An 18,773-nucleotide genomic window follows, 5' to 3' on the forward strand; every position below is an offset into this window, starting at 1 on the left:
CGGTCATGACCAATAACCCCCCTTCAACGCGTATTTATCCCGGCGAGTATGGTTACCCTCTGAAGTTAAAAGCCCGATACGATAACTTTATCGGCGGTGACTGGGTTGCCCCGGTGGACGGCGAGTATTACCAAAACCTGACGCCGGTAACCGGGCAATTACTGTGCGAAGTGGCCTCTTCCGGCAAAAAGGATATCGATCTGGCACTGGATGCCGCGCACAAAGTAAAAGACAAGTGGGCGCAGACATCCGTGCAGGACAGGGCGGCGATACTGTTCAAAATCGCCGATCGTATGGAGCAAAACCTGGAACTGCTGGCGACGGCAGAAACCTGGGATAACGGTAAGCCCATCCGCGAAACCAGCGCGGCAGATGTTCCGCTGGCGATTGACCATTTCCGCTATTTCGCTTCCTGTATTCGTGCGCAGGAAGGGGGAATAAGCGAGGTTGATAGCGAGACCGTGGCTTATCACTTCCATGAACCTCTTGGCGTGGTAGGGCAAATTATCCCGTGGAACTTCCCGTTGCTGATGGCCAGCTGGAAGATGGCGCCCGCGCTGGCGGCGGGTAACTGCGTCGTGCTTAAACCCGCGCGCCTCACGCCGCTGTCCGTGCTGTTGCTGATGGAAGTCATCGGCGATCTGCTCCCGCCAGGCGTGGTGAACGTGGTAAACGGTGCGGGTGGGGAAATCGGTGAGTATCTGGCGACGTCTAAACGCATTGCGAAAGTGGCGTTTACCGGCTCAACGGAAGTTGGGCAGCAGATCATGCAATACGCCACGCAGAACATTATTCCCGTCACGCTGGAGCTGGGTGGGAAATCGCCCAATATCTTCTTCGCAGATGTGATGGATGAAGAGGATGCTTTTTTTGACAAAGCGCTGGAAGGTTTCGCGCTGTTTGCCTTCAATCAGGGTGAAGTGTGTACCTGTCCGAGCCGTGCATTAGTACAGGAATCTATTTACGAACGTTTTATGGAAAGAGCTATTCGCCGGGTGGAGAGTATTCGCAGCGGCAACCCGTTAGACAGCGTGACGCAAATGGGTGCGCAGGTGTCGCATGGTCAACTGGAAACCATTTTGAATTACATCGATATTGGTAAGAAAGAAGGGGCTGATGTTCTCACCGGCGGGCGGCGCAAGCAACTGGATGGCGACTTAAAAGAAGGTTATTACCTCGAACCAACCATTCTGTTTGGCAAGAACAACATGCGGGTTTTCCAGGAAGAGATCTTCGGGCCCGTGCTGGCCGTCACGACCTTTAAAACCATGGAAGAGGCGCTGGAAATCGCCAATGACACCCAATATGGGCTTGGCGCTGGTGTCTGGAGCCGTAACGGAAATCTGGCGTACAAGATGGGCCGTGGGATTCAGGCGGGGCGTGTATGGACCAACTGTTACCATGCTTACCCGGCCCATGCGGCATTCGGTGGCTATAAGCAGTCGGGCATCGGGCGCGAGACGCATAAGATGATGCTCGAGCATTATCAGCAAACCAAATGTCTGCTGGTGAGCTACTCAGATAAACCGCTGGGACTATTTTAATTTCTCATCACTTATTGCCCGGTTTTGCGCCGGGCATATCTTTATTCTGCAGTTATATATAAACCCATATATCGTTATATAAATAAGACGATTGCATCCAATCTGGTCATTCCACTACTATTATCAACTCTATTGTGTAAATCAAATTGCAGCCGAATTATTAATTTAAATCCCTGAGGCAAATATGTTTCTTAATTATTTTGCATTAGGAGTGCTTATTTTTGTATTCCTGGTCATTTTTTACGGGATTATTATTCTGCATGATATTCCCTATCTCATTGCAAAGAAACGTAACCATCCTCATGCTGACGCAATACATGTCGCGGGCTGGGTGAGTTTGTTTACCTTACATGTCATTTGGCCCTTTTTATGGATCTGGGCAACGCTTTATCGCCCGGAACGCGGGTGGGGTATGCAAAGCGCGGATTCTTCCCTGATCCAGTTGCAGGCCAGGGTTGCCGATCTGGAAAAGAAACTGGGTGAGGCGAAGACCTCTCCGGCGGAGTAATATCGATGGATTTATTGATCGTTCTGACCTATGTGGCGTGCGCATGGTCAATATTTAAGATTTTTAAAATTCCTGCCAATAAATGGACAGTACCCACTGCAGCATTGGGCGGTATATTCATTGTTTGCGGGCTTATATTACTGATGAATTATAACCATCCGTATACATTTAAGGCGCAAAAGGCAGTAATTTCTATTCCCGTAGTACCGCAAGTCACGGGGGTCGTGACGGAAGTGACGGATAAGAAGAATACGCTGATCAAAAAAGGTGAGGTACTGTTTAAACTTAATCCAGGACGTTACCAGGCACGAGTTGATCGCCTGAAAGCTGATATTGTCACTGCACAACATAAAGAGCAGGTGCTGGTGGCGCAGTTAGACGAAATGCAAGCCAACACGCAGCGGGCAAAGGCTACCCGTGACAAGCTAGCTAAAGATTACCAGCGTTATGCGCAGGGGAGTCAGGCGAAGGTCAATCCTTTTTCTGAACGCGATATCGATGCGGCGCGGCAAAACTATTTGGCGCAGGAAGCAGCGGTGAAATCCTCCGTTGCGGAACAACAGCAAATCCAGAGTCAGTTAGACAGCCTGGTGCAGGGTGAGAATTCGCAAATTGCCAGCCTGAAAGCGCAGTTAGCCGAAGCGGAGTTCAACCTGGACCAGACAGTGGTTCGCGCGCCCAGCGATGGTTACGTTACGCAGGTGTTGATGCGACCGGGAACCTATGCCGCCGCGCTGCCTATGCGTCCGGTGATGGTGTTTATCCCTGATCAAAAACGGCAAATTATCGCCCAGTTCCGGCAAAACTCGTTGCTGCGATTGGAGCCAGGCGATGAAGCTGAGGTGGTGTTTAACGCCTTGCCGGGTAAGGTTTTCAGCGGCAAACTGGCTGCCATCAGTCCGGCCGTACCGGGGGGGACATATCAGTCGAATGGGGTGCTGCAATCCTTAAATTCTACGCCCGGATCGGAGGGGGTGATCGCCACGATTGAGCTGAATGATAATGTGGATGTGAACGCACTGCCTGATGGGATTTATGCGCAGGTCGCGGTTTATTCTGATCACTTCACCCATGTGTCAGTGATGCGTAAGGTTCTGCTGCGTATGACCAGTTGGGTGCATTATCTGTATCTCGATCACTAGGCGCAGGCTATTTTGCTTACCATTTTGAACCTGGTACCCTAATTCGCTTACTCAGGCTGCTGTTCCAGCGCCTGAGTAAGTTGCTGGCGGATCTCTGCCAACATCTCATCAAGAATAAACTGTACCCGCCATGGCTGATATTCACGTTTGCGGAAAATCACCACCAAATCCAGCCACCATTCATGTTGTTCTGAGAAACATGGAACCAGCGACCCGGATTCAACATCTTTTTGTACACTCGCATTTGGCGCAAAAACAATGCCCAGATGGTTACGTGCCAGCGCCAGTGCAGACTGTGTATTGTCGCAGACATAATTTCCGGTCACCCGATAATCGTGCATCTCCTTGCCTCCGGCAGAAGTGAAACGCCAGATATTAGCCTCATCTATCATCATGGAATCAATCAGGATACAGGAATGTTCTTCCAGTTCATCAGGGCTACTAATAGGATGTGCTTTGATATACTCAGGGCTGGCAAAAGCCGTCACCGCATATTTGGTAATGAAACTGGCAACCAGAGATTCATCTTTAGGATGCGCATAGGTGATTAAAATATCACAATCTTCAGGGAAGTCGACACCTTCAAAAAATGCCTTTCGTTCCAGGTTACATGTTTTAAGTGAGAGGCTAATTCCACCGATATCCTGAATTTTTGCGATCACATGTTGCGATAAATAAGCAATTATGCCCGTCGGTGCATATACGGTTACCCGGCCACGTTTTTCGTGCTTATAATCAGCAATGAAATTATTGAGCTGATCGTTTCTGTCCAACATGTCATTGATGTAAGGAAGCAGCGCTGTACCAAACGGTGTGAGGGTGAGCTGTCGAGTGGTGCGATCAAATACCTTTAGTCCAACTTTGGATTCAAAATCAGCAAGATACTTACTAACGTTGGCTTGTGCGATGCCGAGAACCGTAGCGGCATGACTGATGTTTTCACTGGCAGCAATTACCGAAATAATCTTCAGTTCCCGGTGTTTGAGTTGTAATTTGTTCATCGCCAAACCCAATATATATATGTTTGTATATATTACTATATAAATATGAATCTTGCACCGATGAAATTGTAAGCATTATTATGCACGCGTTTTGTATCTTATTTTAAAATGGAATGTGGGCATGTTAATTAAACGCAATATTGTGGCGCTATTCACCTTTTCATTTATGGCGAGCGCAACTGCCGCAGAATTTTCTATTGGCGGCGGTGCTGTATATAACGAATCTCCTTATCGTGGATATAATGATAACGTTCACGCAGTACCGCTTGTCAGTTATGAAAGTGAATCATTTTATTTTAGGCAAACAACGTTAGGTTATATTCTTTCAAAAAATGAAAGTAATGAATTTAGCATTACTGCCTCGTATATGCCGCTTGAGTTTGATCCGGGTGATAACGACGATCAAGCGATGAAGCAACTGAACAAGCGTGACGCAACCGCGATGGCGGGTGCTGCATGGTATCACCATGAGAAATGGGGCAGCGTGAAAGTCTCCGCAGCAGCGGATGTGCTGGACAACAGCAACGGTTGGGTTGGGGAAATGTCTCTGTTTCGCCAAATGCCGATGGGCAAGCTGACGCTGACGCCGGCGATTGGCGTGCTCTACTATGACGAAAACTTCAACGAATATTACTACGGCATCTCTGGCAATGAATCCCGCCGTAGTGGGTTATCAAGCTACTCCCCTGGCGATAGCTGGACACCGTATGTTGGCCTGTCCGCTAAATACGCATTGACCAGCAATCTGACGCTGCTGGCCAGCGCCAACTATAGTGCGCTGCCAGATGATATTAAAAATAGCCCGATGGTTGACCGTGATGACAGCTTTACCTTTATGTCCGGTCTGACCTGGCGTTTCTGATTCTCACCCGTTTGTCCTCAGGGAGGAGGGCAATCTTTTCAATGTGATAGACCGGATAAGACCCGAAGCATCGTCATCCGGCTCATTTCCAATGAACTGGGCTTTACCGCTCGCGATTAGGCGGATCGCCATAGTTGTTCAGGCACCTGACAATATTTAACCGTTTCCCCTGTCCGATCAAGGCGTCAGGGGCAACCTCTCTGGCACTCTGTGGTTTTCACGCAGACGGAGGGAGCAATGAACGAGTTTATTATGGCGGATGCGGCAAAATGTATTGGGTGTCGTACCTGCGAAGTTGCTTGCGTCGTCGCGCACCAGCAAAACCAGGACTGCGCGTCGGTCTCTTCCACTGCGTTTACCCCGCGCATCCGCGTGATCAAAGACGACGCCTTTACGACGGCAGTCGCCTGCCATCAATGCGAGGACGCTCCCTGTGCAAATGTCTGCCCGACGCACGCAATTCGTCGTGAACATGGGCATATCTTCGTTGAACAGGCGCGTTGTATTGGTTGTAAAAGTTGTATGCTGGCCTGCCCGTTTGGGGCAATGAATGTCGTCGCCCGCTCGTCGCGGGTACAGGCGATAAAGTGCGATTTATGCTGGCACCGTGATGCGGGGCCGGCGTGTGTCGAAGCCTGCCCGACCAGCGCGTTGCAGTGTATAGATGCCGTCAGTATTCAGCGCCAGCGTCTGTGTTCACTTCCACAGTAATGTGAGTCCCGACCTGTAGTTAGGTCGGGACTTGCGTTAGCCTTCCTGCCAGGCGCGTTCGATCTCTTCAGCCAGAATCTTCACTCCAGCTTCTATTTTCTCCGGTTCTGGCACGTAGTTCATCCGCATACACTGATGCGTATGCGGCCAGGGTTTATCCAGACCCGGGAAGAAGTAGTCACCGGGAACCATCAGCACGCCGCGCGCTTTCAGACGCTGATACAACAGTTCGGTGCTGATAGGCAAATCTTTGAACCATAACCACAGGAAAATCGCGCCCTCCGGTTTATGAATAAGGCACCGATCTTCAGATAAATAGCGGCGAATGATCGCAATCGTCTCCTGAACGCGCTGATAATAAAACGGCTTTATCACCGTCTCGGACAGGCGCAGAAGGTCGTTGCGCTTAATCATTTCGCACATGATTGCCGGACCCATTCCGCCAGGCGCGAGACTGATAATGCCGTTCATGTTGGTGATGGCGGTGATGATTTTTTCATTCGCGATAATGATGCCGCAGCGGGAGCCTGGCAGACCCAGCTTGGAAAGGCTCATGCACAGCACAATGTTGGGGTTCCACAGCGGGCGCGCTTCGCTAAAGATGATGCCGGGGAACGGTACGCCATAGGCGTTATCAATCACCAGCGGGATCCCATGCTGGTTGGCCAGCCGGTCCAGCTTCATCAGCTCTTCATCGGTGATCACGTTGCCTGTCGGGTTTGTCGGACGTGACACGCAGATCATGCCCGTCTCTTCACCGATGTGCAGGTGTTCAAAATCAACGTGATACTTAAACTGACCTTCTGGTAACAGTTCGATATTTGGACGCGCGGAGACAAAGAGATCCTCTTCCAGCCCGGAATCGGCATAGCCAATGTATTCCGGAGCTAACGGGAACAACACTTTTTGCGTTGTTCCGTCGGCGCGGCGTCCGGCGAACAGATTGAATAAGTAGAAAAATGCGCTCTGACTGCCATTTGTCAGTGCAATATTTTGTGGCTCGATATCCCAACCCTGCTTCTCACGTAGCAGTTTCGCCAGCTCAGTCAGCAGCTCGGTTTTACCTTGTGGACCATCGTAATTGCAAAGCGCATCAGTGGCTTTGCCGTTTTCCAGCATATCTGCCAGCAGAGATTGAAAGTAATTTTGCATCTCTGGAATTTGCGCCGGATTGCCGCCACCGAGCATGATGGCGCCTGGGGTGCGTAAACCGTCGTTAAGGTCCTCCATCAGGCGTGTGATGCCTGAATGGCGGGTAAATTTGTCGCCAAAAAGTGAGAATGTCATAGCAGGTGGTCTGTCGAACTGAGTAGTAAAGTGGCTAACCATAGCGCTACCCATGGCAGGGTGCAAATCAGGGGTATCAGGCCGGATTGAGATTTTGTGCTAATGATTTTTATTTGGCTGGTTTTTAATGTTGAGTAAGGCTTCCCGCTGCGTGCACAGCGAGAAGCCTGCCGGGATCAGGGCTGACCGGCCCACACCACCATCACCTTATCGTCGCCATGCTCACGAATAAATCCGTATCCCTGCGTCAGCGGCAGCGTGATTTGTTTACCGGCGCCAATGGCGGGATGCCTGGCCCTGAACTGACTGATTCGCTGCCAGTGGGCGACGCTGGCGGCAGATTTCCCGGTCACATCCTGCCAGTTCATTTCTGAGCGCGTACCCTGTAATGGGTCTGAGCCGGTTGGGCCAAAGGGGCGGGCCGACTCGTCGCCATAAAAGAGTTGAACCGCGCCAGGTGCCAGCAGCAATAGCTCGGCGGCGTTGTCTCCACCTTCGCGGAACAGACGTGTATCGTGCGAGGAGAGATAGCTCAGGACGTTGAAGTCCTGCAATTTATCCGCCATCTGCTGCCAGGTGGGGTCCATATTTGCCAGACAATCGACGGCCTTTGCCGCCTGCTCCTGGTAGTCGAAATTGATCATCGCATCGAAGCCGTGACGGTAATAGTCGCTTTGCATCACACCGTGACCCCAGGCCTCGCCAGTCATCCAGAAGGGGTTATCATCCAGCGCTTTTTCCGGATTGGCTTTCTTCCATTCGACCAGCGCCGCGCTGGCTTGTGTTTTTAGCTGCTGCCAGGCGGGAAGCTCGACGTGTTTAGCGGTGTCGACCCGAAAGCCGTCAATCCCATAATCACGCACCCACTGACTGAGCCAGTGCGTCAGATAATCCCGGGGCGTGTAACCGGCGATGGCTTTGGCGTGCGTATCCGGCTTGTGCTGATAAAAGTTTGGCAGCCCGGAAGGCGTGGTGGATTCGGTTTTCAGATCGGGCAGGAAAGCCAGCGACATCGTCAGGTCGTCAAAGCCAGGATTGTCGTAATCGCCAATATCGGTGCGGATCCAGTTTTTTCCCCACCATTTTTCCCAACCAGCTTTATCGCTAAAGTTGATGTAATCATTGAAACTATGCCAGCTTTGCCCGGCGGATGGCTGCCAGTCCGTCCAGCGTTCCCCGAGCGTTTTTTTCAGCTCATCGCCCGATAGGTACAGTGCCCCAAACTGATACTCCTGCATATCCGCCAGCGTGGCGTAGCCGGTATGGTTCATCACCACATCAAACAAGACACGGATGCCGCGCTGGTGTGCGCCATCAACCAGCGCACGCAGGTCCGCTTCGTTTCCCATATTGGCGTCAAGCGTGGTCCAGTCTTGGGTGTAGTAGCCGTGGTAAGCGTAGTGGGGGAAGTCCCCTTTGGCGCCACCGCCGACCCAGCCGTGGATTTGCTCAAACGGCGCGCTGATCCACAGGGCGTTGACGCCTAACTGTTGCAGGTAGTCGAGTTTGCTGGCGAGCCCGCGCAAATCGCCACCGTGGAACGTGCCAATTTCCTGCATGCCGTCGTTGCGACGCCCATAGCTGTGGTCGTTACTCGGATCGCCATTCACAAAGCGGTCCGTCAGGACGAAATACACCGTGGCGTTATGCCAGTCGAAAGCTGCGGGGGCATCGGTTTCCGCCCGTTCCAGTAGCAACAGCCCGTTACTGGTTGCGGCGGGCTGTAGGGTAATCGACCCGTTTTTTACCGTTGCCGTTTGCTGGCTGTAGAAATCACGCACCACGGCACCTTCCGGGAAGGTCTGGCTCACGTCCAGCGTTAATGGTGAACCGTCCCATTTCGGGCATTGGCGAATCTGGGTGGTGACGGTGTCCTTAGCACTTTTTACCAACAGCATCAGCGTTGGCGTACCGGAGCGGGTATCGATTTCCAGCGTGTAATCGCCGTCTTTGAATAAACGCCACTGTGGCGGCGCGCCTTCACAAGGTTTTAGCGACAGCATCTGGTTGAGTTTTATCGCATCAGCAGGCTGCCAGCACTGTTGGTCAAAATTCAGGGTTAAAGGACGGGTACCCTTCGTCAACGCTGCATGGCTGACGAATTTACCCGTACCTTCCGCTTCGAAGATGGGAAGTCCTTGAGACGTCCATGATGAGGCGATGGCAATGCCGGGCATTAGCGCCAGCGCAACGGCGGCAAGTTTCATAGTGCTGTCCTTGATGCTGCGATTTTCGCCAGTTTGCCAGCGAAATCAGGCCGGAAACTCCTCCTTTGAGTTGATTCCGCCAGGAGGAGAAGTGAGGGTGAGCAATCGCGCGCAAAAAATGAACTTATTTTGCGATAACCTCCACATTTTCTTCGAATTAATGGCACCCAGAACCGTTAATACGTGACATAGTTTCAGAATTGGACTATTCCTGTGGGTGCTCTTGACGGCTATTTTTGATATGATTTGAGATTCATCTCTCATTTTTGTGAAAAATATAAGGTGTTGGAATGTATAAATCCGACCAGGAGACCTAATGATATTGACTCCCATTCGACGATATGGGGCAATGATTCTTATGTTACTCACCGTTGCATTTTCGGGTGAGGTGCTGGCAAAGACACACACGGCGACAACGAGTCACAAGCCCCAGATAACCAAGGCAAGTAATAAACAGGTTAGCAGTAAACAAGAGTATTCTCGCAATAGTGCAAAGAGTAGTTCACTTCCTGATTTGCGAAAATACCCTTCCGGAACACCAAGGAAAAAAGCGTTTCTCCGGACGGTTATGCCTTATATTACCAGTCAAAATGCTGCCATTACGGCGGACCGTAACTGGCTGATTTCAAAACAGTACCAGAACCGCTGGTCACCGACTGAGCGTACGCGTATGAAAGACATCGCGAAGCGCTACAAGGTGAACTGGTCTGGTAACACGCGTAAAATTCCGTGGAATACGCTGCTTGAGCGTGTAGACATTATCCCGACCAGTATGGTGGCAACCATGGCTGCGGCAGAAAGCGGCTGGGGTACGTCGAAGCTGGCGCGTAGCAACAACAACCTGTTTGGCATGAAATGTGGCAAGGGTCGTTGTAACAATGCACCGGGTAAGGTGAAAGGCTACTCACAATTTGAATCAGTGAAAGAGTCGGTGAATGCTTACGTCATTAATTTGAATACGCATCCGGCCTACTCTTCCTTCCGTAAGTCACGTGCGCAGTTGCGTAAAGCCGATCAGGAAGTCACCGCCACCGCGATGATCCATAAACTTAAGGGTTATTCCACTAAGGGACAGAGTTATAACAACTATCTGTTTGCAATGTATCAGGACAACCAGCGTTTAATCGCCGCGCATATGTAATTTCGAGTGCCGGATGGCGACTTCGCCCTCCGGCTATCATCCTTATAGCAACACTTCACTGTTCACATCGCGATACTCTTTTGGCGTCGTGTCGTACTCTTTCTTGAATACCGAATAGAAATACTGCAGAGATGGGTAGCCGCACATCTGTGAAATTTCGTTGATTGAAAGCGTGGTAGAAATCAACAGGCTGCGCGCCTTTTCCAGCTTTTCGGCATGAATCACGGCGTGAATGGTCTCTCCGACCTCTTCTTTAAAGCGCTTCTCCAGATTCGAACGTGAAATCCCTACTGAGTCCAACACTTGATCAACCTTGATACCTTTGCAGGCATGGTTGCGAATGTAATGCATCGCCTGAATAACGGCAGGATCGGTAAGTGAACGATAATCTGTAGACTGACGCGCAACAACGCGTACAGGAGGAACCAGAATGCGCTGTAAGGGTATCTCTTCGTGAGCCAGCAGGCGGTGGAGTAGTTTGGCTGCCTGATACCCCATTTGTCTGGCCCCCTGAGCGACGGAGGACAAGGCGACTCGTGACAGGTAACGGGTCAGCTCTTCGTTATCGATACCAATGACGCACAGTTTTTCCGGTACCGGAATATGCAGATGTTCACAGGCCTGCAGAACGTGCCGCGCACGTGCGTCGGTGACGGCGATAATCCCGGTTTGTGGAGGTAAGGTTTGCAGCCAGTCCGCCAGCCTATTTTGCGCGTGCTGCCAGTTTTCTGGCGCGGTTTCCAGCCCCTGATAGACGACGCCGCGGTACTTCTCTTTGGCAACCAACTGGCAAAACGCATATTCACGTTCTGCGGCCCAGCGTTTCCCGCTTGAAGCCGGAAGACCATAAAATGCAAACCGGTTAATCCCTTTCTCTTTCAGATGCAGGAAGGCGCTTTCTACCAGCGCGTGGTTGTCGGTGGCAATGTAATGTACTGGTGGATAATCTTGCTGCAGATGGTAGGAACCCCCAACGCCAATGATCGGAACATCCACATCGACAAGTAATTGCGCAATATCATCATCGTCATAATCGGCAATAACGCCGTCGCCTAACCACTCTTTAATGTTATCAATGCGAGCACGAAAATCTTCTTCTATGAAGATATCCCACTCCGATTGTGACGCTTGCAGATACTCGCCAACCCCTTCAACCACCTGACGGTCGTAGGCTTTATTGGCATTAAATAACAACGTAATACGATGACGTTTATAAAACATGGTTCTTTTCCTGCTGAATCATGTAGATAAGACAATGCCGGTTGCATTAACCGGCATTGAGATACACCCACTTCTTAAATTCAGGAACGACGTTTGGTTGCTGAGTCCATCCATACCGCCAACAACAATATCGCCCCTTTCACTATGTATTGCCAGAAGGTGGGGACGTCCATCATACTCATTCCATTATCGAGAGAAGCCATAATGAATGCGCCCATGACGGCGCCGGCAACACTCCCGACCCCTCCCGCCAGGCTGGTTCCCCCGATGACACATGCGGCAATGGCATCCAGTTCTGCAATGTTCCCTGCGGAAGGGGAACCTGCGCCAAGCCGGGAGCTAAGAATGAGCCCGGCAATGGCGACCATCAAACCATTAATAGCGAAAACGGCAAGTTTGGTGCGTTCAACGTTGATACCTGAAAGGCGGGCGGCTTCCAGGTTCCCGCCAATGGCGTAAATTCTCCGACCGAATGCCGTGCGCGTGGCCATAAACATCCCACCGAGCAGCAGCAGCGTCAGCAGCAGGACGGGCGTTGGAACACCACGATAATCGTTTAATAGCCAGATTGCCCCTAAGACGACAATGGCTGTGAATGCCTGGCGACCCACAGCCGACGTTGATGCGGGAGTGGCAAGGCCTAACGCCTGGCGACGCATACGGCCTCGCCATTGCCAGCCAACAAACGCCATTAAGCCGAGAGCACCGATGACAAAGCCTGTGCCATCAGACAAGTAGCTCTGACCAATCTGAGACATTGCTGCGCTGGTGGGGGATACGGTGGTGCCGTTGGTGATGCCAATCAGAATACCGCGGAAAGCCAGCATTCCCGCAAGGGTGACGATAAACGACGGAACCTTGCGGTAAGCAACCCACCATCCATTCCATGCCCCGAGGAGCAATCCCAGAGTCAAGGTTACGATCACCGTCAGCGGTAAAGGCCAGCCTAGCCAAACATCACAGATCGCCGCTACGCCGCCCAATAATCCCATCATGGAACCGACAGAGAGATCGATTTCAGCGGAAATGATCACAAACACCATACCCACGGCAAGAATACCGGTAATCGCAGTCTGTCGAAGCAGGTTCGAGACATTACGTGCGCTCAGGTATGCGCCATCAGTGGTCCACGTGAAAAACAGCATAATCACGATAATCGCCGCAATCATGACGAAGACTTGCAAGTTAAGCGATTTTATTGCTGGGAAACCACCTGTGATAGAGGGAGAAAGTTTCGCTTCAGACGGATTGTTTTTCGACATGATGTTCGCTCCTTAATGCGGCTTCCATCACCTGCTCCTGAGTCAGGTTATGATTTACCAGGTTAGCTTTCAGTTTTCCTTCATGCATCACGAGGATGCGATCGCTTAGTCCGAGCACTTCAGGTAATTCAGAGGAGATGACAATCACGGCAATGCCTTCCTGGACGAGCTGGTTGATGAGTTTGTAGATTTCATATTTGGCGCCGATATCAATACCCCTGGTGGGTTCATCAAGAATGAGAATCCGGGGATTTAACAGGAGGCAACGTGCGAGAATCGCTTTTTGCTGATTCCCTCCGCTCAGACGCCCGATCGCAAGGTCGGGGGACGATGTTTTTACTTTGAGCTGTTGAAGCGATTCCAGAATGCATTTTTGTTCAGCGGCATCATCAAGATGGCTCATGCCCCCGGTAAATTTATCGAGTGCAGCCAGCGTGATATTTTTCCCCACAGCCATCACCGGAACAATGCCATCTTTTTTTCTGTCTTCAGGCACCATGGCGATGCCATGAGCAATAGCTTGCTGGCAGTTATGGATATGCACCTGAGTGCCTTCAATAAAAATCTTTCCCTCCCAACGACCAGACCAGACGCCAAACAGACACTGTACGGCTTCGGTACGTCCTGCACCGACGAGTCCGGCAATGCCGAGAATTTCGCCCTGCTTGAGTGAGAAAGAAATGTCGTTGACGCGTTTTATATGGCGATTGACGGGATGCCAGGCTGTCAGATTCTCAACCCGTAAAATCTCTTCTCCCGTGGTATGAGGCTCGCTGGGGTAAAGTGCGGTGAGCTCACGACCAACCATCATGGTGATAATATCGTCTTCAGTCATGTTGGTTGCATCGCGTGTGCCGATGTGTTTACCGTCGCGAATAACGCAAATGGTATTCGAGATGGCCTTAACTTCATTCAATTTGTGTGAAATATAAATGCAGGCGATATCATGCTGTTGTAGGTCACGTATAATATTCAGCAGTATTGCAGTTTCCTGCTCGGTGAGGGAGGCCGTTGGTTCATCCAGAATAAGTAAGCGGACCTGCTTATTCAGCGCTTTTGCAATTTCTACCAGCTGTTGTTGCCCTAATCCTAAATCGCCCACGCGCGTATCTGGCGAAATAGACAAACTGACCTGATCGAGTAATTTTTGACAGCGTAACGTCATCATCTCGTAATCAAGAACGCCGTTACGGGTCATTTCGTTACCGAGGAAAATATTTTCCAGTATTGTTAACTCTTTCACCAGGGCTAATTCCTGGTGGATGATCGCAATACCCTTACGTTCGGTATCACGAATATGGCTGGCACGGATGGCTTCGCCAGCAAAAATGATCTCGCCTTCGTAGGTTCCATGCGGGTAAATTCCGCACAGAACTTTCATTAGCGTCGATTTACCCGAACCATTTTCACCGCATAATGAAATGATTTCGCCAGCATTGATCCTAAGGCTAACGTTATCAACCGCCTTCACTACGCCGAATGTCTTGGTAATGTTTTTCATTTCAAGAAGATATGGCATAACTGCTCCACATAAGCCAATAAGAGAACCCTGCGTGGACATTCACGTTTATCCGTGGCGAATTTGACACCACGTTTTATTGCCCTCTGATTTGCAGAGGGCACATGGCTTACAGATCGCTTTTCTTGTGGAATCCGTCTTTAATGACGGTCTCGTTAATATTGTCTTTGTTAACATCAATAGGTGTGAGTAGTCGGGAAGGGACATCTTTCAGGCCATTATTCAGCGAAGTATCTGCTTTAGGCTGTTGATCATTTCCCAGTTCGACGGCGATTTCCGCAGCGGTATTTGCGAGCAATGTAATAGGTTTATAAACCGTCATGGTTTGAGTCCCGGCGACAATGCGCTTGATGCCTGCAAGGTCTGCATCTTGTCCGGAAATAGCGACTTTTCCTGATAATCCTTGCGCACTCAGCGCCTGAATCGCACCGCCAGCTGTGGCGTCATTTGAGGCAACTACTGCGTCAATTTTGTTATTGTTGGCGGTTAGCGCATTTTCCATAATCTTCAACGCATTCTCCGGTAACCAGCCGTCAACCCATTGATCGCCCACTACCTTAATTTTTCCGCTGTCGATATACGGTTTTAATACTTTCATTTGTCCAGCGCGGAACAGCTTCGCGTTGTTATCAACGGGTGAGCCACCCATCAGGAAATAATTCCCTTCGGGAACAATATTGACTAATGATTGAGCCTGTAATTCACCTACTTTTTCATTATCGAAAGAGATATAAAAATCGATGTCAGCATCATTGATCATGCGATCGTAAGCCAGCACCTTGATCCCTTCTTGTTTTGCTTCTTTGATAACATTGCTTAATACCTGGCCGTTGTAAGGGATTATCACAAGGACATCCACGCCCCGGTTTATCATGTTTTCAATCTGCGACATTTGGGTTTCTTCATTACCATTCGCCGATTGTACAAATACTTTCGCACCAAGCGATTCAGCTTTGTTGACGAAAATATCGCGATCTTTCTGCCAGCGTTCCAGGCGGAGATCATCAATCGCCATACCGATTTTTACTTCTTTGGCATGACCTGCGACGCTGGTGAGTAAAAGGGATGTGCAAACAGCAAGTAAAATGTTCTTCATCTTCATAATCGTGATGCCTTTTGTAGGGGAGAAATAGCAGTAAAAGTAACAATCACAGCATAAGACGTAGCAGAGTTTTAACAGGTAAAGGCGGGAAGGCAATTATAGATTTTTATCTTCCAATTACGTTTTTTGGTTTATTTCTTGATTTATGACCGGGATCGTATTTTAAATGATTCGTTACCTGGGTTGCATTTAAGTTTGATAAGTAACAATTTTTAAATTGGTCAGATTTTATTTTGAGAAGTAGCGCACACTTGTGAATTATCTCAATGGCAGTATTAAATAACATAATTGAGCAATGGGTGGGGAGTGCCCAATATTACGACATTATCCATCACCCGCCGCATTACCTGATTATGGAGTTCATTATGCCAGCCTATTTTGACCAGCTTGAGCGCGTTCGTTATGAAGGCACCAAATCAACTAATCCATTAGCATTTCGCCACTACAACTCTGATGAGTTAGTGTTAGGCAAGCGTATGGAAGATCACCTGCGGTTTGCTGCCTGCTACTGGCACACTTTCTGCTGGAATGGTGCAGATATGTTTGGTGTTGGTGCATTTAATCGCCCGTGGCAGCAGCCCGGTGAAGCGCTGGAATTAGCGAAGCGCAAGGCGGACGTGGCGTTCGAGTTTTTCCACAAACTGAACGTGCCCTACTACTGCTTCCATGACGTGGATGTCTCGCCGGAAGGTGCGTCGCTGAAAGAGTACAAAAACAATTTTGCGCAGATGGTTGATGTACTGGCGGCAAAACAGGAGCAGAGCGGCGTGAAGCTGCTGTGGGGAACGGCAAACTGCTTCACCAACCCACGTTACGGCGCGGGCGCGGCCACGAACCCGGATCCAGAAGTGTTCAGCTGGGCCGCCACGCAGGTGGTTACGGCTATGGATGCCACGCATAAATTAGGCGGTGAAAACTACGTTCTGTGGGGCGGTCGTGAAGGCTATGAAACGCTGCTGAATACCGATCTGCGTCAGGAACGTGAGCAAATTGGTCGCTTCATGCAACTGGTCGTGGAACACAAACACAAAACCGGTTTCCAGGGCACTTTGCTTATCGAGCCGAAGCCGCAGGAACCGACCAAGCACCAGTACGATTACGATGCGGCGACCGTATACGGATTCCTCAAGCAGTTCGGTCTGGAAAAAGAGATCAAACTGAATATCGAAGCCAACCACGCCACGCTGGCGGGTCACTCGTTCCATCACGAAATCGCCACCGCTATCGCGCTGGGTCTGTTTGGCTCTGTCGATGCCAACCGTGGGGACGCGCAACTGGGCTGGGATACTGACCAGTTCCCGAACAGCGTAGAAGAGAATGCGTTGGTGATGTACGAAATCCTGAAAGCCGGCGGCTTCACCACCGGTGGCCTGAACTTCGATGCCAAGGTTCGTCGTCAGAGTACCGATAAATACGATCTGTTCTATGGTCATATTGGTGCGATGGATACCATGGCGCTGTCGCTGAAAATTGCGGCGCGTATGATTGAAGACGGTGGTCTGGATCAGCGCGTGGCTAAACGTTATGCCGGTTGGAATGGTGAGCTGGGCCAGCAAATTCTGAAAGGGCAGATGACGCTGACGGAAATTGCGCAGTACGCTGAACAACACAACCTGGCGCCAGTGCACCAGAGCGGTCATCAGGAATTGCTGGAAAATCTGGTGAACCATTATTTGTTCGACAAATAACGGGTCTCTGAGCATGTCCGTAAGCCCGGTCAGCTCGCGCTACCGGGCCTTTCTTTAAGGAACGATGCCCTATGTATATCGGGATAGATCTTGGCACATCAGGCGTAAAGGCCATTCTGCTCAACGAGCAGGGCGATGTGGTCGCTTCGCAAACAGAGAAACTCACCGTTTCGCGCCCGCACCCGTTATGGTCAGAACAAGACCCAGAGCAGTGGTGGCTGGCAACGGATCGCGCTGTGAAAGCCCTGGGTCGGCAGCATTCACTTCGCGAGGTGAAAGCGTTGGGGATTGCCGGACAGATGCACGGCGCGACGCTACTGGATGAACAACAGAAGGTATTGCGCCCGGCTATCCTGTGGAACGATGGTCGCTGCGCCGAAGAGTGCGTCATGCTGGAGAGCCTGGTTCCGCAGTCTCGTGCCATCACCGGCAACCTGATGATGCCTGGCTTTACCGCGCCAAAGCTGCTGTGGGTACAGCGCCACGAACCGGAGATTTTTAGCCGGGTTGATAAAGTCCTGCTGCCGAAAGATTACCTGCGCCTGCGTATGACCGGCGATTTCGCCAGCGATATGTCTGATGCGGCTGGTACCTTGTGGCTGGATGTTGCGAAGCGTGACTGGAGTGATGTCATGCTGGAAGCCTGTAAGCTGACTCGTGCGCATATGCCTGCGCTCTATGAAGGCAGTGAGATTACCGGAACATTGTTGCCAGCAGTCGCCAGGGCCTGGGGAATGCAGGAGGTTGCGGTGGTCGCCGGAGGCGGGGATAACGCAGCGGGGGCGGTGGGCGTGGGCATGATGAATGCCGGTCAGGCGATGCTATCGCTGGGTACTTCCGGGGTCTATTTTGCGGTCAGCGACGGCTTTCTCAGCAAACCGGAAAGCGCGGTCCATAGCTTTTGCCATGCATTGCCTGAACGATGGCACCTGATGTCCGTGATGTTAAGTGCGGCATCCTGCCTGGACTGGGCGGCAAAATTAACCGGACTGGCGAGCGTTCCTGCGTTGATTGCCGCAGCGCAACAGGCGGATGAACACGCTGAGCCGGTCTGGTTTTTACCCTATCTGTCCGGTGAACGTACGCCGCACAACAACCCGCAGGCGAAGGGCGTATTTTTCGGTCTGACGCATCAGCATGGTCCGGCGGAGCTGGCACAGGCGGTGCTGGAAGGCGTTGGTTTTGCATTGGCTGAGGGTATGGACGTGGTACACGCCTGCGGCGTGCAGCCCTCCAGCATTACGCTGATTGGCGGCGGGGCGCGCAGCGAATACTGGCGTCAGATGCTGTCTGACATCAGCGGATTGCAGTTGGATTACCGTACCGGCGGCGATGTTGGTCCTGCTCTCGGTGCGGCGCGTCTGGCGCAGATTGCCATTAATCCGCAGCAGCCATTATCAGACCTTCTACCTCAGCTTACGCTGGAGCAGGCGCATTATCCTGATGCCGAGCGCCATGCCCTTTACCAACAGCGTCGGGAAACCTTCCGCCGAATCTATCAGCAATTACACCCGCTGATGTCCTGACCCTAAATCCCCTCTGGTAAACAGAGGGGATTTATCAAATATATATTTCAAT

The 18,773-nt window shown here is 51.0% G+C and carries 15 protein-coding genes; 8 read left to right on the forward strand and 7 right to left on the reverse strand.

What is annotated here, in order from left to right; genetic code table 11:
- The first annotated feature begins 5 nt into the window (after positions 1 to 5).
- The 3 genes from aldB to HV229_RS00665 all read left to right on the forward strand — a co-directional run bounded on the left by aldB (position 6) and on the right by HV229_RS00665 (position 3,194).
- Complete coding sequence (aldB, locus tag HV229_RS00655; protein WP_019078065.1) at positions 6 to 1,544, forward strand: aldehyde dehydrogenase AldB; 1,539 nt, start codon at positions 6 to 8, stop codon at positions 1,542 to 1,544.
- 184 nt (positions 1,545 to 1,728) lie between these two features.
- Positions 1,729 to 2,052 carry a DUF3302 domain-containing protein gene (locus HV229_RS00660; RefSeq protein ID WP_003024200.1) on the forward strand — a complete coding sequence of 108 codons (324 nt, stop codon included), beginning with the start codon at positions 1,729 to 1,731 and terminating at the stop codon, positions 2,050 to 2,052.
- A 5-nt stretch (positions 2,053 to 2,057) separates the two neighbouring features.
- Positions 2,058 to 3,194, forward strand: a complete 1,137-nt coding sequence (locus HV229_RS00665) for an HlyD family secretion protein (RefSeq protein ID WP_047359015.1) — start codon at positions 2,058 to 2,060, stop codon at positions 3,192 to 3,194.
- Positions 3,195 to 3,241: 47 nt separating this feature from the next.
- Here the strand turns inward: HV229_RS00665 and HV229_RS00670 are convergent, their stop codons facing one another.
- Entirely contained in the window at positions 3,242 to 4,195 is a 954-nt protein-coding gene (locus HV229_RS00670) for a LysR family transcriptional regulator (RefSeq protein ID WP_016157735.1), read from the reverse strand.
- A 121-nt stretch (positions 4,196 to 4,316) separates the two neighbouring features.
- Here HV229_RS00670 and HV229_RS00675 point away from each other — a divergent pair, with 121 nt between their 5' ends.
- Together HV229_RS00675 and HV229_RS00680 are read left to right on the forward strand one after the other, a co-directional pair.
- Complete coding sequence (locus HV229_RS00675; RefSeq protein ID WP_080859285.1) at positions 4,317 to 5,057, forward strand: MipA/OmpV family protein; 741 nt, start codon at positions 4,317 to 4,319, stop codon at positions 5,055 to 5,057.
- 237 nt (positions 5,058 to 5,294) lie between these two features.
- Positions 5,295 to 5,768 (forward strand): 4Fe-4S dicluster domain-containing protein, encoded by a 474-nt coding sequence (locus HV229_RS00680; protein WP_016157734.1) that lies wholly within the window; start codon positions 5,295 to 5,297, stop codon positions 5,766 to 5,768.
- Positions 5,769 to 5,804: 36 nt separating this feature from the next.
- Here the strand turns inward: HV229_RS00680 and avtA are convergent, their stop codons facing one another.
- A complete protein-coding gene (avtA, locus tag HV229_RS00685; protein WP_228522540.1) occupies positions 5,805 to 7,097 on the reverse strand; it encodes a valine--pyruvate transaminase in 1,293 nt (430 codons plus the stop codon).
- A gap of 134 nt (positions 7,098 to 7,231) precedes the next feature.
- Positions 7,232 to 9,262 (reverse strand): alpha-amylase, encoded by a 2,031-nt coding sequence (malS, locus tag HV229_RS00690; RefSeq protein WP_181546688.1) that lies wholly within the window; start codon positions 9,260 to 9,262, stop codon positions 7,232 to 7,234.
- A gap of 316 nt (positions 9,263 to 9,578) precedes the next feature.
- Between malS and HV229_RS00695 the strand changes: the two genes are divergently transcribed.
- A complete protein-coding gene (locus HV229_RS00695) occupies positions 9,579 to 10,403 on the forward strand; it encodes a protein bax (protein WP_016154930.1) in 825 nt (274 codons plus the stop codon).
- A gap of 42 nt (positions 10,404 to 10,445) precedes the next feature.
- Here the strand turns inward: HV229_RS00695 and xylR are convergent, their stop codons facing one another.
- The 4 genes from xylR to xylF form a co-directional block, all read right to left on the reverse strand.
- Entirely contained in the window at positions 10,446 to 11,624 is a 1,179-nt protein-coding gene (gene xylR / locus HV229_RS00700; RefSeq protein WP_016154929.1) for a D-xylose utilization transcriptional activator XylR, read from the reverse strand.
- Between the two features lie 80 nt (positions 11,625 to 11,704).
- Positions 11,705 to 12,886: a xylose ABC transporter permease XylH gene (gene xylH / locus HV229_RS00705; RefSeq protein WP_016154928.1), complete on the reverse strand. Its 1,182-nt coding sequence runs from the start codon at positions 12,884 to 12,886 to the stop codon at positions 11,705 to 11,707.
- A complete protein-coding gene (locus HV229_RS00710) occupies positions 12,864 to 14,405 on the reverse strand; it encodes a xylose ABC transporter ATP-binding protein (protein WP_046275786.1) in 1,542 nt (513 codons plus the stop codon). The genes xylH and HV229_RS00710 overlap by 23 nt, the downstream gene beginning before the upstream one ends.
- 109 nt (positions 14,406 to 14,514) lie before the next feature.
- On the reverse strand, positions 14,515 to 15,507 hold the full coding sequence (gene xylF / locus HV229_RS00715) for a D-xylose ABC transporter substrate-binding protein (protein WP_016154926.1): 993 nt from the start codon (positions 15,505 to 15,507) through the stop codon (positions 14,515 to 14,517).
- Between the two features lie 365 nt (positions 15,508 to 15,872).
- Here xylF and xylA point away from each other — a divergent pair, with 365 nt between their 5' ends.
- Both xylA and xylB read left to right on the forward strand, forming a co-directional pair.
- Positions 15,873 to 17,195, forward strand: coding sequence for a xylose isomerase (gene xylA / locus HV229_RS00720; protein WP_016154925.1), 1,323 nt, complete (start codon positions 15,873 to 15,875; stop codon positions 17,193 to 17,195).
- Positions 17,196 to 17,266: 71 nt separating this feature from the next.
- A complete protein-coding gene (gene xylB / locus HV229_RS00725) occupies positions 17,267 to 18,721 on the forward strand; it encodes a xylulokinase (RefSeq protein ID WP_016157731.1) in 1,455 nt (484 codons plus the stop codon).
- The last annotated feature ends 52 nt before the right edge of the window (positions 18,722 to 18,773 follow it).

Origin of the sequence: Citrobacter sp. RHBSTW-00524, from assembly GCF_013747755.1 — a bacterium.
Classification (GTDB): domain Bacteria; phylum Pseudomonadota; class Gammaproteobacteria; order Enterobacterales; family Enterobacteriaceae; genus Citrobacter; species Citrobacter braakii.

Coding starts and splice junctions, on each gene's coding strand:
- aldB (WP_019078065.1), top strand. CDS start 6: ATGACCAATAACCCCCCTTCAACGCGTATTTATCCCGGCGAGTATGGT.
- HV229_RS00660 (WP_003024200.1), top strand. CDS start 1,729: ATGTTTCTTAATTATTTTGCATTAGGAGTGCTTATTTTTGTATTCCTG.
- HV229_RS00665 (WP_047359015.1), top strand. CDS start 2,058: ATGGATTTATTGATCGTTCTGACCTATGTGGCGTGCGCATGGTCAATA.
- HV229_RS00670 (WP_016157735.1), bottom strand. CDS start 4,195: ATGAACAAATTACAACTCAAACACCGGGAACTGAAGATTATTTCGGTA.
- HV229_RS00675 (WP_080859285.1), top strand. CDS start 4,317: ATGTTAATTAAACGCAATATTGTGGCGCTATTCACCTTTTCATTTATG.
- HV229_RS00680 (WP_016157734.1), top strand. CDS start 5,295: ATGAACGAGTTTATTATGGCGGATGCGGCAAAATGTATTGGGTGTCGT.
- avtA (WP_228522540.1), bottom strand. CDS start 7,097: ATGGTTAGCCACTTTACTACTCAGTTCGACAGACCACCTGCTATGACA.
- malS (WP_181546688.1), bottom strand. CDS start 9,262: ATGAAACTTGCCGCCGTTGCGCTGGCGCTAATGCCCGGCATTGCCATC.
- HV229_RS00695 (WP_016154930.1), top strand. CDS start 9,579: ATGATATTGACTCCCATTCGACGATATGGGGCAATGATTCTTATGTTA.
- xylR (WP_016154929.1), bottom strand. CDS start 11,624: ATGTTTTATAAACGTCATCGTATTACGTTGTTATTTAATGCCAATAAA.
- xylH (WP_016154928.1), bottom strand. CDS start 12,886: ATGTCGAAAAACAATCCGTCTGAAGCGAAACTTTCTCCCTCTATCACA.
- HV229_RS00710 (WP_046275786.1), bottom strand. CDS start 14,405: ATGCCATATCTTCTTGAAATGAAAAACATTACCAAGACATTCGGCGTA.
- xylF (WP_016154926.1), bottom strand. CDS start 15,507: ATGAAGATGAAGAACATTTTACTTGCTGTTTGCACATCCCTTTTACTC.
- xylA (WP_016154925.1), top strand. CDS start 15,873: ATGCCAGCCTATTTTGACCAGCTTGAGCGCGTTCGTTATGAAGGCACC.
- xylB (WP_016157731.1), top strand. CDS start 17,267: ATGTATATCGGGATAGATCTTGGCACATCAGGCGTAAAGGCCATTCTG.